This window comes from Sodalis sp. dw_96, assembly GCF_018449575.1.
Lineage (GTDB): Bacteria > Pseudomonadota > Gammaproteobacteria > Enterobacterales > Enterobacteriaceae > Acerihabitans.
This window is the reverse complement of the sequence record NZ_JAAVUT010000003.1, coordinates 233,168-247,449: the sequence shown is the minus strand read 5'-3', so window position 1 is coordinate 247,449 and position 14,282 is coordinate 233,168. Positions and strand designations below refer to the sequence as shown.

The following is a 14,282-nucleotide window of genomic DNA, read 5'->3' as shown; positions in this document are numbered from 1 at the left end:
AACGCCTTCTCATGAAAGGAGTGCAAATCAACATCAAAGAGGAGTGGCCCGACAAAAAGGCGTTGGCCGTTTCGTCGGGTCGTTGGTGGGGTAAGGGGCCGATTAAGCTTTATCGCCGCCGCCCGCAACGTTGCTTACCGCCTGTTTTGCGCCGTGGGTTTTAATCAGCGCATAGGCATCACAAACGCTTTTGACGAAAAGTTCATTGGCCGGCAGCTCGTCGCCGAACACGCTGGATAAAGAGAGCAGCGCCTTGACCCGCTCATTGCCGTCGGCGGAAGACTTCACCAGTTGAGCCAGCTTGTCCTTTTGGGGATCGCTGATATCGATGGCATTGCCCTGGTCGTCCACGCCGCCGACATACCGCATCCAGCCCGCAACCCCCAGCGCCAGCAGCGGGAAAGGCGTGCCTTGCGACAAATGAAAGCGGATGGAGTCCAACATGCGCTGCGGCAGTTTCAGGGTGCCGTCCATGGCGATTTGCCAGGTGCGGTGTTTCAGGCCGGTGTTGCGATAACGGGCCAGCAACGACTCGGCATAGGCGTTCAAATCCACGCCCTCGGTATGCAGGGTCGGCGCCTGTTCGTTAAGCATTAGCTGACGCGCGGCGCGGACATAATGTTCATCCTCCATACAGGCGTCGATGTACTGATAACCCGCCAGATAACCCAAATAGGCCAAAAAGGAGTGGCTGCCGTTGAGCATGCGAAGCTTCATTTCCTCATAGGGCAACACATCGGCCACCAGCTCCGCCCCGGCCTTTTCCCATTCCGGCCGGCCGGCAACAAAATTATCCTCTATAACCCATTGCCTGAACGGCTCGCAGGCAATCCCGGCCGCATCCGTCATGCCGCCCAGCAGGTCGGTAATTTTTTCCTGGCTGGCGGGGGTCATGGCCGGCACGATCCGGTCCACCATGGTGCACGGGAAACTGACGTTCTGTTCAATCCACGCCGCCAGTCCGGCATCGCCGGCTTTTGCCAACGCCAGCACCACATTGCGGGTTACATGGCCGTTATTCGGCATATTGTCGCAGGACATGACGGAAAACGGCGGCAATCCCTTTTCACGGCGAATACGCAGCGCCTCGATAATCACGCCCGGGGCCGATTGAGGCTGCCGGGGATGATTGATGTCATGCTGTATCAGCGGGTTTTCTTTATCAATGGAGGCGGTGGACGGCAGGTAGCAGTAGCCTTTTTCGGTCACGGTTAATGAAACAATGGCGATATCCGGCTGCGCCATGGCCTCCAGCACCCGATCGATGCCGTCCACGGTACCGTGCAGCGCCTGGCGCACAACGCCCACCACCCGACCGTTCCAATGGTCGGCATTCATTTCGCATACGGAATACAGTAAATCTTGCTGCTTGATCGCCGCGATTTGCTGCTCGCCGCCGATGAGGTTAACCTCGCAGTATCCCCAGTCGCTGCCGTGCTCGGACGCCAGCAGATCGGCGAACACCGCCTGATGGGCCCGATGGAAGGCGCCGAATCCCAGATGAAGGATACGGATTTTCAGTTTGTCGCGATCGTAGGTCGGGATGGTTACCCGGCCGGCCAGGTGTTTTAACGTATTGGTTGTCAGTTGCACTTTATTGTCCTGCGTAGTCAGATTGATAACCCATTAATGTCTACTACCATACAAGTATCGATGTTAGCATTATTTGAGGCAAGTCACAGTTTTCGCTCATTAAGCGATTTTTACCACTGTGAGAGTATCATGGGAGGCACAAACGGCGCACCTGACAACAGTTTAACGGAAAGTATAGACAACCCCGGCGTCTAAGCCGCTATTCGCTGATAAACCGGGGTTGTGGAACTGGGTATTTGTATTGAGGGAATTATCTGATATTAAGAACATCGGTGGCGCAATGCAGATAACCGTTCAGCGCGCGGTTCCATAACTGCATGTCCCCTGCCCCGGCGCTGCCCTGCGATGTCAAAACATAAGCCGGGTTATAGACCGGCTTGCCGATATCCTGTACCTGACCGCACAGCGCGGCCAATTGTTGTTTATTGCTGAAGCGCCCGTTAATCGCCCGCCAAAACGCCTGCTGCTGATCGTTATTAATGGATTTCAGCGCTTCTCCCAGCATCGAGGAGTGCGCCTGCCTGGCCTGGTCCGTATCCACGCGCAGCGCGTCGAAATAGGAATAGGTCCCCGCCAGGGCGAAGAGCAGCACCCCGTCATTCAGGTTATTGGCCTTGATGCAGCTGACCATGCCCTGATACAGCACCGGCGGGGTAAGGGTGTTGTTCACAGAGGCTCGAGGCAAGCACCCCGGATTGGCGACCTGGTTTAAATAGGTGCCGCGGGGGGTTTCTTTTTGAGTGGATTTCAAGGGCGAAGACGCACAGCCGGTCAGGATCAACATCACCGCTATTGTCGCCAGGGCACGGACATTCATTGCTTGCCCTCCTTTTTATATATTGCCGATATTAAAACCATTCTTTCTTCCACTCGTCCCACATGTCGTCTTTTTTCATCACCATATCCCTCGTGATTTGTTTCATTAATAACCCCCTGCATAATTCGAGATTATCCGATTCATCGACATTATCCTGTGTGACCGCGCTCCCGGCTTCGAGTTTTCGCATCTCGGCCTGGACGCGCTGTTCGAGGCTGACCACCGCAGACTCATCCGCCGCTGAATTCAGCGGACGGTTTCCCACCTGTTGAACCGATACCGTCATTATTTGTCTTCCCCTTGGTCCCGGTTATCGCCGGGCGAAAATTGTAAAAAAATCTGGTTAAGCTTGAACAGGGCCGATTCGCTAAGCTCCCGACATTGTTCCGGCAATGTATCCATTAAAACAAGGCGCTGCATACCGGCAGCCATAAACGCATCGGCGTCGAACTCAGCCAATTGATCGCCATATTTCATCACAAACCGGCAATCGTCATGGTAGGCCAGGGCGAATTTACCCGGCCACACCGAGGCCAGCTTCTGCTTAAGGGCGACATGGGATTTACGGGCCGCCTCCGGAATCAGCAGTTCGAGGACGTCTGGAGAGGACGTTTCGGGTAATGCCGCCAGCCACTCCTCCACCAATTCAAGCAAAATGTCCGGATGGTTTAACGCGGAGGACAGCAGTTGCCGGGCATGTTCGTTGATACGGTGCTGCAAATCCACGGCCAGTTGCCGCTCCTGCGCCAAAAAGCGGGCGACCAAGGCGGCCGAGGCCAATAAGCCTTCCTGATAACCTTCGCTGAATGCCTGATGACCTATAGCGTCCGCTTCTTCCTGTGCTTGTTTCACCAGTTTACTGGCTTGGCGGCGCGCGTCATGTAAAACATCGAGGCTTTGGCGTTGCCGCTTTAGCTGCGCCCGCGTGATCACAATACCGCCTAAACTCGGCGGCATCCGGCGTATCGGGATTTCTCTTGGCATATTGAAAGGCAAGCTTAATTAATAACGGATTGGGGGATAATCGCACCCAGGCATTATCATCCCGGTCCGGATCGGGTGGAAATAACAGGGAAATACGCTGCCGGATTGCTTCCGGCAACGGCTGTCCGCAGACGGCAAGCTCGTATTTTCCCCAGGCTAATAAGGTTTGCAGCTCCCATGACGATGTGGTTATGGCGGCGGCGGAATTCACAATGTTCAGTTGCGCAAAACGCCGTAGCCAAACCGGCAGGGACAGTAATCGGCCTTGCCGGGTCAGCGCCGCCCGATGACGTTGGCAGGCTGTCAATAACGCGACCTGGGGCAATAAACGCCACTGGTGAACAAAATGCGAGACCAAACCGATCTCCGGCAAAACCGGACGCTCGGTAGACCAGCCATGGGCCTCGATGATCATGTCGTTGATAATGGAACGCTGGCGGACGTCGGTAAATCCCGGTTTCAGCGCCAAACGTTGCGGATGCATCCACGACAGCGGATCAAATAATATCGTATCAAGGGGCGTTGTTTTCATCAGCGGCGATCCGATTCGGTTGCGGTGTGTTTGCCTTGCGCCAGTAAACCAGGCCAAAAGCCAGGACAATCAACAACAATACGCCCCCCGCTATAGAGATTATGCCGCTGAATCCCCCGCTCTTGCCCCCCCGGTTTTCCATGGGCGGCTGGTGCTGCAAGGCAGGCGGTTTGGAAAGCACCACGGAAATATTGTCGTACTCCACCTGATTAAAACTGTTTTTCAGAAAACGTTTAATGTCGCTTATCAGCAGCGAGGGATCGGCATCGGCCCGATAGCTTACCAGCGCCGACAGATGTATCGGCGCCGAGGCCCGGCCGGTCTCACCGGAGTCAATATCGTAGCTGACGTGCACCCTGCCGGACAGCACGCCGTCCATGGTCTGGAGAGATTGCTCCAACCGCTGTTCTATGGCCGAATAGAGCCGGGCTTTTTCGGCCCGCGGCGACGATACCAGCGAGTCGCTGGGAAACAGCTGCGCGATTTCCATGCGCGGACGCGACGGAAGGCCGTGAATTTTCAGCAAATCCACCGCCGCGGGAATATCCCCTTTCTGAACGCTGATGCTATAGCCGGTTTTTCCTTTATCGGACTTGGCCGCTTCAATATTATTCCGTTGCAAGGTGGCGATAATTTCGTTGGCCTGCTGCTGATCCAGCTCTTTGAGCAAGGGTTCATCTTTACAGGCTGTCAGGGCCAAAACCAGCAGCGGGGCAAGCAATAACGGCACATTTCTCATGATGAACGAAGCAGCGTTTCCGCTGTGGCGACTATTTTACGGGCCGCGGTGCCGATAAAAGCCACGGTATTGCTGTATATCAGCATCGACTTTTGAATTAATCCTATGGCCGCGGGATCGGCCAGATTTTCAGGGCTCATCATTTTGGTGATATTCCGCTTTTCGGCGTTAATGTCGGCGGTGGTTGTGGCCAAGCTCTCCTTCATAATATCGTTGAGGGAGGTCACTTCGCCGATCCCCGGGCTGATATCCACGGAATGGCTGGGATTGACCTTGGTGATGCTGTTCAAAGACATACTCTTTCCTTACTATTTGATACTGTTTCAACTACCGCCGGACAATTACCGCTGGGAAATACGGAATGCGTGTCCCACGCTCAGGCTATAATCAATGAGAGTGAATAGAGCTAAAATTTCGATAATATTAATGAATCGAGATCGGCTATCTTCTTGATGGCGGTTGCGCTCAAACTCTGGACGATGCTGTATTCATTGAGAACAGCCTGATATTGCGCCAGGGCCGTCGGGTTGGACGGGTCTCCCGTAGCCACCGCCAGCGCGTCCTGAACGGCTATATTCGCATCCCTGACCCTAGGCTCCAGCGCATCATAAATTTGTGTTATTGAACCCATAATAAATCCCTCGTTAAGTTGATTACGGTTTAGGAAAATACCAGTGACCGGGCGTCATTTTGACGTAGCCAAGATGCCCGTATTTAAACGATTTCCCTTTCAGCCAATCATCCTTCAGCTCCACGGCGAATTGCACATAATGCCCATTCCAGCGGCGCTCATACTCTTCAACAAAAGAACGCACTCGTTGGCGTTCGCCGTCGTTTAAAGCGCCGGTAATGACAAACGTCACGCTATCGGCGTTATCTATGCGCGTATAGGGCACGGCGAGTTTTTTAATGCCTTCTTCCGCCGCGGTGGCGACCGCCCGATCGTCGATATTGCCGAGTTGAACATCCTGCGCATAAGGTAATTGCTTCATTAATTCCTCATGCAAAACACTCTTTTCCGATTCTTCCAGCGAATTTCTTTGCCGGCTTATCAACAATACCGGTTGTCCAGGTTGTTCGAGACTGAACTGGTGAAGCTTCAGGAAAGGGTAATTCATTCCAAGCCAACGCTCGATGCGCTGCGCCTCCTCCTGATAACTGGCGACATTCACCGATTGAGACGATTTGCCCCGTGCCATGGATTGACGTCCCCAGGAGGCGTCCCGTTCATCCGTCGCCAGCACATACATCGTGCCGTCGCGTCCGGGAAGTATCCGGTACTTTTCCGGCTCATTGCTCAGTTGATCCGTCAGCGCCGTGATTTCACGCTGCTGGACATCCCATTTTCCCAGAAATACCACCAGGAAAAACGCAATGATTGCTGTGCTGGCCACGGCGGCTATAATCCAACGGGTGCGATTTGCACCACGCAAGGGAACGGGTTCGGGTGTCTTTTCGGCCTGAAAATTCAGGATTTCCTCCGACCAGTTTTCATTCCCTTTCCGTATGGCCAGCATCAGGCTGCCAACCGTATAGGCCCGATTGGTTTCCATTATGAGATCCCGCGCCTCGGAATTGTCCAATACGCGTAAAATCGCGACCTCGCCGGTAGCCGGCGCGGTGATGATTTCAAAATTGACGCGTTCACCCTCCACCAGTAACAGCACGCTGTCCTCGGGAAATGAGGGTAACGAGCCGGAATCCAGCTCATCCCCCCCCGCCGCGATAAACAAGGTTTTACCGGCGGAAAGATGATATTCACATCCTTTTAATATCCCATTCAGTAATCGGACGGCTATAACGTCATGGGGATTGACCAATCTATCTTGTTCTGTATACATATTAAGATTTTATTAGCATTCCATGGGATCATGATGAAATGGAGTATAATCTGTTTCCCCACACCACTTCATGATGAAAATCTGATAAAGTATCCCCAATAATAATGGCGCAGAATAATTTCATTCTTGAACGTTTTCGCGCTGCTCACCAAAATCTATCGTATACTTTCTTTAAGATATCAAGAATTTTTGCAGGCACCCCTCGAATTCTCAAAGACGTTCACGTTTTTCCGGCGCCTAATTATATGAAGGAGTAGCATAGCTAGCATTCTAAATGAATATTAACAGGATAGACTTCAACATCTCTATAATCATACTTCATTTAGGTAATGAAACGTCTATTTTCATAGGCCGCCGCTTATGATATATGCCGCCAGCGTAAAAAATACCGCTGATGAATATCATTGAATCAATAACCCCCCGCCGTGCCCATTGACTGACATTTTGCCACGGGGGAAATTCAAATTGACGATAGCATTAAAGATTTATTATTCAGCGGTTATGGAATTCCCGAGCATTTGTTTCTCAATAATATGGGCCTTGACGATCTGATAAAGATCGCCGACCGTTTCCATAGCAAGCATCTCTTTTTCTGAAAGATTAACGCCGAACGTTTCCGAAATGCCGATTTCAATTTCAACCAGATCCAGTGAATCAACATACAACTCATTAACCAAATTAAAGTGATCCTGAATTTCACTGTCCTGACGGCCTAATCTATAGGCTAACATGGCATGCAAGCGCTTGCTGATGGGATCAACGGAATGCGTCGCTAATGTATCGTTCATACTATTTTCACCTCGCGAGTTAACCTGTTCGGAAAAAGGCCACCGCCCTATAGCGGTAAGCCGTTTTTTAACTCTTGCTGTTTTGTTTTATACCGTTGCCTCGGGGTTTAAAAGCGGCCAGGCGTTTTGACGTATAATCCTTTTCGCCATTGGACAGCGTTGGCAACGCTTCCGGCAATTCATTCATCGGCACATAATTAATTACGCCCGAGTTGCCATGGGTATGGTTCGCTCGCCGAAGACCTTGTGCAGAGAGTACCGTTGGTTGAAACGATACCGCCGGCTGGGGATTAATCGGTGCGGTAGTCAGCCTATCCCCCTGCACGGCAGGCTTGTCATTGTCCATTGCTTCTCCGATGCCGGACTGTGGCATATTTTGTGCCTGATTCCCGGAATGTGCCTGATCCCGAAAATGTGCCTTATCGAGGGATGTGGCTGAGCCGGTTGTCGGTGCCAAATGCTTATCGTCAACCGAAGGTTGAACAGGGTCGGTCATCGGTCGAACAAGGTCGGCCAGGGGTTTAACCGGGTCAGTCAAAGCTTGAGCTTGGCCAGCCAGGGGTTTAACCCGGTCAATCAAATCTTGAGCTTGGCCAGTCAGCGGCAAATCCCGCGCTGGCGTTCGGACCAGCGATGCGGCAAATTGCGCTGGTTTAGTCGCCGCCGGTTGCGAATAAATAACCGTGGAACGCGTCACATCGCTCTCTATAGTGCTCAGAGTAGCGCTCAGAGTAGCGCTCAGAGTAGTGCTTTGGGCAACAGCAGCGGCAGCCTTATCAACTAACGATGCCCGGCTGGCTCCTGCCTCGGTCTGTATGCCTTCGTCCCGGAGATTATATGCGTCCAGACGGGGCGAAGAATCATTCGTTTCACTCGCTTTCAGCCGGTTCCTTGCGGCGATCAAATCGACTTTTTCTTCGTTGAGCGGCGCGAAATGCCTCACGACCGGCTGTTTGCGAGGTAATTGCGATAGCTGTCTGCCCTGGTTGGTAAGCATTACCGGCTGCGACTCGTCCACTGGCCGGGAAACTTTCTGGGCGGTGCCTGTCATGGCGACCTGCGGGACAGGCTTATCGTTAGACACGGCCGCATCGCTGCCGGACAGCGGCACATGATGCAGCTGGGCATTCTCTATCCTTGAGGCGCTTGCCTGCGGGACATGCGTAACCCTACCCGCGGCCGCATCGCTACCGGACAGCGGCACATGATGCAGCTGGGCATGCTCTATCCTTGAGGCGCTTGCCTGCGGGACATGCGTAACCCTACCCGCGGCCGCATCGCTGCCGGACAGCGGCACATGATGCAGATGGGCATGCTCTATCCTTGAGGCGCTTGCCTGCGGGACATGCGTAACCCTACCCACGGTCGCATCGCTGCCGGACAGCGGCACATGATGCACCTGGGCATGCTCTATCCTTGAGGCGCCTACCTGCGGGACATGTTTATCGCCAAACACGACGTTACTGACGCCTGTCCGCTGCAAATCCAGGCCAGATACCCGCATCAGCGACGCGACTAATTGTGCGCCTTGGAAAATTACCGGGCGCGAGCCGATAATGTTGGACGCTAGCCCATAGACTTGCCGACTTGAAGACGCTTCCGATTGAGGGTTATGCCTCACATTATCAGTCTGGGTGCCGATGGAAGCCGTCTGCGGCTGCGGACCGACCGGGTCGGCCTGGGTGCCGATGGAAGCCGTCTGCGGCTGCGGACGGGCCGGGTCGGCCTGGATGCCGATGGAAGCTGGCTGCGGACGGGTCTGGCCCTTAAAATAAGCGGACGCGGGTTTTGGGAAGTCGTTCGTCCTGTACTGAGTGCCTTGACCGCCTACATAATAGGTGGTGCGATTCAAATGGATGCTGTTGTCGTTAGCGTGAATGGTAATGTTGTAAGTATTGCCCGCCGTAGACGCACCTTTGTCGTCTTGCTTGTGGACAAAGACAGGTTCGCCACCCTCGACCCCTGCAGAGGCCGGTTCCAGCCTGGGGTCATTGTCCGTAAACACCTCAGCCGATGGCGGCGGATCAACCTTGGTTAAATCAATATCCCTTAATAAATTCGGCAGCTTCAATACCATATTGATAGCGGCGCAGACATTGTCTATCTTCGCGCTTTTGTGATGCTCAATGCCCTTAAAGACAGCGTCCCATTGAGCCAGGGCGGCACTGTCGAACAGATCGCCAATTTTATGGGCTTGCTCCTCAGTTAGTTTTTTGCCTAATTTTTGCTCGATGTAAGAGCGGATAAAGGGGTTCGCGCCTGATGTGCGTAAAGCATGGCCGGCGGCCAGTGGCCCTTCGCCGACAATTTCCGACAAGGCGGCCACCAGCTGATTTTCCAGGTCCAATACCTTGAAATAGGCTTTTTGCCTGCTCGAATGGCGTGTGCCGAAGATGGACTTGTCATCCAGCTTGTCCGCACTTATTTTGTTGATCAGTTGCGCCATGACTTTATTGACGGTTTTCATCGATTCAGGGTTTGGCGCGGCCTGATAAGCCAGTGAGTAGACGGTGGCGATGCGTTTTAAACGGGTAAGAACAATGTCATTGTTACAGGCCTTGAACCATCCTTGTAGACCCTTGTGTTGACCTGGAGCGGCAAAAAACAATTCCAAACTGGTCTTTTCGAAATTATGCTTAAAATCATCGAGATCGATTTGAGGTGAAGGCAGTTTGCCCTCATCCATTGCGGAGTCGATAAATCCGCCGGTGCTGGACTCTCTGTCATCGCCAGTCTTATCAATTTCATGAGCATTATCAGCACTTTCTTCGCCATCTGAAAAAATGTTGCTAAGGGAGAGCGATCTACCGCGGGAAGCGTTGCCAGCCTTCGTGGTTTTGTTTGCGCCACTGAAAGAATTGGCACGAATCGGCCTGTTACCGGATACAGTGTTTCCTGGAAAATTACGGGCTCTCGTCAGATTGCGCGCTAGAGCAGGCTTAGGCGAAACATCAAAAAGGTTTTTACCAAAGGTTTCCCGTAAAGCGCCCGTTGTTGTCATGCCAATTGTGGTCATCGTTTTTCACCTTTTGCTAAAAAGAGGCAAGAATTTGTCTAATTGAATCAGCCAAGGAAGTTATTAATGAACTGAACATTTTAACCGCGGTGTCGTAAACCCCTTGAGCACTGCCATACCTGTTGGAAAGAGATTGCAGAGTGGTATTCACTGTCGTGACCTGTCCATCAAAACCGCTTTTCCAGGCGCTTAATTGAAAAGCGGATATGGAGCCTGAATTCTTCATTTCCTCGAGATTATTACGTATGTCTTTTAACGCGGTGAGGTCCACCCTTACCACATAACCGCTACCTGAACTTTCCACGCAATGGTCGGGTAATCCCAATTCCGTCGCCCACTTTTTCGCATCTTCCTGTGTCGCGGTGCCGGAGACCGGATAAAGAACGCCTTTATCCCCGCTGGAATATGAATTGATTAATACATTCATTTTTTCCAACAGCTCAGGGTTGAGTTCGTGGGTGGTATTGCCTTTATCATCCGTATGAGGTGTAAAGTAAGAGAACACTCCGCTATTTATGGCTTGGAAATCCCGGTAGAAAGTTTCAAACTTTTTAATGACATTCTGGTATACGTCCAGATATTGTGCCTTAATCGTATCGAGACCTTCTTCGGTTAACCTACAAAGCTCCGTATAGCTCATGGCCGCTCGTTCCGCCAGCGCTTTCATTTGGTCGGTATCAACACCAGGGCTTAGGCTTTTTGAGTCCAGGTCAAGGGCTAAGTGGCCAAGGCTGCTTAGCTTATCCACACCAGACTTGAAGTCTAACAGCCATTCCTCATCAAGCTTGATGGGTGCCGTTGAAAGGGATTTCACGGATTGGACTATTTTATTGCCTTTATCATCGACGTCGATGATACCCGCCGAGGCCAGATCGGATATCACACCGGCGCGCAGTGAATCTTTTTTTGCGGAATCCTTTCCATATTTATTAACTGGGGCGGAAGTCGACGATGCGTCAAGCTCCGGTTCGACGGCGTATTTGACTGTGTCGTTGTATATCAGAGGTAACGTGCTCACGGCTACCGATGCTGAAGAGAGAGTGCTATTACCCATGGTCTTTATACTCCGCGCCGCGCTCGCCGGCGGCGCTTGTCGTTGTTATACGGATTTGCCGGCTATCATGCCTGCGGTATCGATATGGGCCCGTTGAATATCCGCTAATTTTTGCAGGATGGTTTGCAACAAATTTTCGAATTCACGGGCATTGGAATTGCTGCTTTCCACCCCGCCGGCGGCGGCCTGTCCCGCCTGCTGCTGCAGATGCTGCTGAGCATTCTCGTTGGCCTGGTTAACCTGGGTCTGGCCGGACATGATGCCCTGGATGGGATGGTTGAGCTGGCCGAGCGCCAGGCCTTTGTTTCTGTTATTCTCCGCCGTGAGGGATTTATCTTTCAGGTCACGTTCAAGATCGTTAATCTCTTTTTGTCTCGTGTTAAGGCCGGCGCCCTCTTTGTTATGCCCTTGGTGGCTGTCCGAGACCGTCGGATTGTCCGGCTTGAGGGCGGTATCTTGGCCATCGGTGGTATGCAGCCGAGAAGGCCGGGCATTAATGTCTGTTTCAAGGGGTTTGGTTTGGCCTTTGGTCAGGTCCAGTCGGTTTTTTCCCAGGTCGAACTGTTTTTGATGAATGGTTGGTTGATCATATTTCACCATTTCCCGTTCCTGGTTCAGGCCTTTACGTTGCATACCGAAACTTGCGCCGGCAACCACAACACCCAGTCCCGCCTGGCCGAAAGCGCCTTGAAGGGCGGCCAATCCCGCGTTGCGCATCGCATCTGCGACGCCAATCGCCGTGTCGCCCTGCATGGTAAGCATGGCGGATTTATTCATCTTTTCCGCGATGACACCTTTTTGAGTCGACTCTAAAAGCCTGGCGATGAGATCGGCGATCAGGCTGATGTTCAACTTACCGACGTCAAACTCTTTAGCGCTGTCCTTCTTCACGCCGCCCTCGGAGAGTCGCGACAAATCCCGCATAACATCCGGCTGCGCCAACAGTTTTTCTACCTCGGACTGCAGCTCTTTGACCGGCATGTACGCAGCGCTGCTGGGCTTTCTTAGCGTGATGGCGGTACCCAAACCATGCAGAGAATCCAACATGTTGTCGGTGATGACTTGAGCGTAAGACTGCCCGGCGTCCAAGGGTTTGCGGCGAACCTCTTCCTTCTCGATAAGGGCGGCTTCTGTGGAAAATCTTTCCAGTGAGTAATTATTTCCATCAACTTTCATATTCATCATTTATTTCCTGTTTTAAGCTATAGAATTTTTAAGAATGCTATTAGCGGTCATGCCGTTTTTATTCAGCCCCGCCGTAAGGATGGTCATAAGCTGCTGTTCCTGCTGTGAAGATTTGCTGAATTCATCCATAAGCGATCGCAGCATTTCATTGATTTGCTTCATAACTTCCGTGGACATGGTGAAGCTGGCCAGCAGCTTCTGCATGTTGTTTGTGATGGCGCCGTTCGCCACCCCGCCGGCGGATTGAATGATTTCCGAGCCCAGTTCCGTGCTGATGGCAGTCTTGTTGAGCCTATTGATGTAGAGTTTCATCGCCTCTTTATCCGACGCTAATCCCACCTTTTCCAAAATACGTTTTACAGCGTTCCTCACCATGGTATTTACCGACGTCAGGGCACTTTTCAACAGTGCGGGAATCAAATCCTTCAACGCCTCAATTACCATTTTGCCCAATACGGTGGCGGCCACTTTCCCGGCTGCCGCTCTGCCCACTATCACAACGGCGATAATCAGCGCCGCGGCAATCAACGTACCGACAATGCCGCCGATCATGTTGGCGGTCGCGCTATCTACCCCAAGTCTTTCAAGCATCTTGGCAATGCCTTTGCTCAACGCATCGACAATGGGCTTGATGATGTTTTCCATCAGCGGACTTAATGCTTTCTCCATAAAAGAAACGCCGGTTATCGCTTTGCCGATGGCATCGGCGGCCATCAGCGCCAACCCCACAGCGGCAAAAGCCAGGCTGGCTCCCCCGGTAAATATTGCCCCGATGACGCTCACCAGTGTTATCAAACCGCCGAGAATTTTACCGATGCAGCCCATTGCTTTATTCAGGGCTTCTTGTTTGCGCACCTGTTCGGCATGTTTGTCGGCATTCAATTTTTGCGCCCGCTGCTCGCTTTCCTGCGTGCGCTGTAAAAACTCCCGATCGTTTTCCAGCTTTTTCCCGTTGGCCTCATTCATCAGCTTCATCAATGAATTGATTAATAAAATCATGATTGCCATGGTATTGCGCAATTGTCCCTGCATCTCCTCCATAACCGAAGACGCCGCATTAGGTATCCCTTTCAATTTATCGAGTAAATCATCCAATTCAGCGGTGGCGTCAAAGGCGGCCTGGTAGGATTCCATGGCTTTCCCTTCCGCCAGCGCACGCTGCTTCGTTGCCTCGGACAGCGCATTTTCGGCCGAGTCCAATCGGCTCAGGGCTGAGGCATATTCCGGGTCCTCAGGGGAAAGCTGGCTCAACAGATTTTTGGCCTGTTCAAAATCCTGTTGTTTTTCGGCAAGCTGCATTTCGGCGATGTCCAATAATGCCAAGTCCGCGTTGGCGGCTTCGATGGCCACCGTGCTTTGGTCCAATTTCTGCTGGAATTGCAGCGCCAATGCCTCGCCGGCCTGTTTGATGGACAAGCTTTGCGCCTGCATCATTTCCAGACGGTTGGTCAGCTGTTTTAGTGAACTCTGATTCAGCAGTGACTTGATATTACCGATAAGCAAGGTAAACATGGCGCCGCCGTTAAGCTTTATATCCGCACTCGCCGATGCTTGCGGTTCTTTCAACTGCGGCGCGGCGCTGTTGGCCAAAGGCGCGGTTGACATTCTGGTGGCCTTATCGCTGCTCATAACAGCCAATAAATCCTCCGCCGCCTTTTGCGATTCGTTGAAAAGCGACCGCGATTTTTCCTGAGAAATATGCGTCTTGTTAAATAAATCGGTTTTAACGACCT

At 52.3% G+C, this 14,282-nt stretch carries 14 protein-coding genes; all 14 read right to left on the bottom strand.

What is annotated here, in order from left to right:
* Positions 1-102 precede the first annotated feature (102 nt).
* Positions 103-1,593: a fructuronate reductase gene (locus tag HB631_RS06510; protein WP_213990343.1), complete on the bottom strand. Its 1,491-nt coding sequence runs from the start codon at positions 1,591-1,593 to the stop codon at positions 103-105.
* A 250-nt stretch (positions 1,594-1,843) separates the two neighbouring features.
* On the bottom strand, positions 1,844-2,410 hold the full coding sequence (locus HB631_RS06505; RefSeq protein ID WP_213990342.1) for a hypothetical protein: 567 nt from the start codon (positions 2,408-2,410) through the stop codon (positions 1,844-1,846).
* Positions 2,411-2,441: 31 nt separating this feature from the next.
* Positions 2,442-2,696 carry a hypothetical protein gene (locus HB631_RS06500; protein WP_213990341.1) on the bottom strand — a complete coding sequence of 85 codons (255 nt, stop codon included), beginning with the start codon at positions 2,694-2,696 and terminating at the stop codon, positions 2,442-2,444.
* A complete protein-coding gene (locus tag HB631_RS06495; protein ID WP_213990340.1) occupies positions 2,696-3,343 on the bottom strand; it encodes an HrpE/YscL family type III secretion apparatus protein in 648 nt (215 codons plus the stop codon). The genes HB631_RS06500 and HB631_RS06495 overlap by 1 nt, the downstream gene beginning before the upstream one ends.
* Entirely contained in the window at positions 3,288-3,926 is a 639-nt protein-coding gene (locus HB631_RS06490) for a type III secretion apparatus protein OrgA/MxiK (protein WP_213990339.1), read from the bottom strand. The genes HB631_RS06495 and HB631_RS06490 overlap by 56 nt, the downstream gene beginning before the upstream one ends.
* The gene (locus HB631_RS06485) at positions 3,907-4,665 is read right to left on the bottom strand and encodes an EscJ/YscJ/HrcJ family type III secretion inner membrane ring protein (RefSeq protein ID WP_213990338.1); all 759 of its coding nucleotides are present in this window, start codon (positions 4,663-4,665) and stop codon (positions 3,907-3,909) included. The genes HB631_RS06490 and HB631_RS06485 overlap by 20 nt, the downstream gene beginning before the upstream one ends.
* Positions 4,662-4,961 (bottom strand): type III secretion system inner rod subunit SctI, encoded by a 300-nt coding sequence (gene sctI, locus HB631_RS06480; protein WP_213990337.1) that lies wholly within the window; start codon positions 4,959-4,961, stop codon positions 4,662-4,664. The genes HB631_RS06485 and sctI overlap by 4 nt, the downstream gene beginning before the upstream one ends.
* Positions 4,962-5,071: 110 nt before the next feature.
* Positions 5,072-5,296 carry a type III secretion system needle filament subunit SctF gene (sctF, locus tag HB631_RS06475; protein WP_213990336.1) on the bottom strand — a complete coding sequence of 75 codons (225 nt, stop codon included), beginning with the start codon at positions 5,294-5,296 and terminating at the stop codon, positions 5,072-5,074.
* A gap of 22 nt (positions 5,297-5,318) precedes the next feature.
* Complete coding sequence (locus tag HB631_RS06470; RefSeq protein WP_213990335.1) at positions 5,319-6,506, bottom strand: PrgH/EprH family type III secretion apparatus protein; 1,188 nt, start codon at positions 6,504-6,506, stop codon at positions 5,319-5,321.
* A 488-nt stretch (positions 6,507-6,994) separates the two neighbouring features.
* Positions 6,995-7,294: a phosphopantetheine-binding protein gene (locus HB631_RS06465; protein ID WP_213990334.1), complete on the bottom strand. Its 300-nt coding sequence runs from the start codon at positions 7,292-7,294 to the stop codon at positions 6,995-6,997.
* Positions 7,295-7,361: 67 nt separating this feature from the next.
* Positions 7,362-10,310, bottom strand: a complete 2,949-nt coding sequence (locus tag HB631_RS06460) for a hypothetical protein (protein WP_213990333.1) — start codon at positions 10,308-10,310, stop codon at positions 7,362-7,364.
* A gap of 16 nt (positions 10,311-10,326) precedes the next feature.
* Positions 10,327-11,364: an IpaD/SipD/SspD family type III secretion system needle tip protein gene (locus tag HB631_RS06455; protein WP_213990332.1), complete on the bottom strand. Its 1,038-nt coding sequence runs from the start codon at positions 11,362-11,364 to the stop codon at positions 10,327-10,329.
* A 45-nt stretch (positions 11,365-11,409) separates the two neighbouring features.
* Positions 11,410-12,549, bottom strand: coding sequence for an IpaC/SipC family type III secretion system effector (locus tag HB631_RS06450; protein WP_213990331.1), 1,140 nt, complete (start codon positions 12,547-12,549; stop codon positions 11,410-11,412).
* A 12-nt stretch (positions 12,550-12,561) separates the two neighbouring features.
* On the bottom strand, positions 12,562-14,178 hold the full coding sequence (gene sctE / locus HB631_RS06445; protein ID WP_213990330.1) for a type III secretion system translocon subunit SctE: 1,617 nt from the start codon (positions 14,176-14,178) through the stop codon (positions 12,562-12,564).
* Between the last annotated feature and the right edge of the window lie 104 nt (positions 14,179-14,282).

Coding starts and splice junctions, on each gene's coding strand:
- HB631_RS06505 (WP_213990342.1), bottom strand. CDS start 2,410: ATGAATGTCCGTGCCCTGGCGACAATAGCGGTGATGTTGATCCTGACC.
- HB631_RS06500 (WP_213990341.1), bottom strand. CDS start 2,696: ATGACGGTATCGGTTCAACAGGTGGGAAACCGTCCGCTGAATTCAGCG.
- HB631_RS06490 (WP_213990339.1), bottom strand. CDS start 3,926: ATGAAAACAACGCCCCTTGATACGATATTATTTGATCCGCTGTCGTGG.
- HB631_RS06485 (WP_213990338.1), bottom strand. CDS start 4,665: ATGAGAAATGTGCCGTTATTGCTTGCCCCGCTGCTGGTTTTGGCCCTG.
- sctI (WP_213990337.1), bottom strand. CDS start 4,961: ATGTCTTTGAACAGCATCACCAAGGTCAATCCCAGCCATTCCGTGGAT.
- sctF (WP_213990336.1), bottom strand. CDS start 5,296: ATGGGTTCAATAACACAAATTTATGATGCGCTGGAGCCTAGGGTCAGG.
- HB631_RS06470 (WP_213990335.1), bottom strand. CDS start 6,506: ATGTATACAGAACAAGATAGATTGGTCAATCCCCATGACGTTATAGCC.
- HB631_RS06465 (WP_213990334.1), bottom strand. CDS start 7,294: ATGAACGATACATTAGCGACGCATTCCGTTGATCCCATCAGCAAGCGC.
- HB631_RS06460 (WP_213990333.1), bottom strand. CDS start 10,310: ATGACCACAATTGGCATGACAACAACGGGCGCTTTACGGGAAACCTTT.
- HB631_RS06455 (WP_213990332.1), bottom strand. CDS start 11,364: ATGGGTAATAGCACTCTCTCTTCAGCATCGGTAGCCGTGAGCACGTTA.
- HB631_RS06450 (WP_213990331.1), bottom strand. CDS start 12,549: ATGATGAATATGAAAGTTGATGGAAATAATTACTCACTGGAAAGATTT.
- sctE (WP_213990330.1), bottom strand. CDS start 14,178: ATGAGCAGCGATAAGGCCACCAGAATGTCAACCGCGCCTTTGGCCAAC.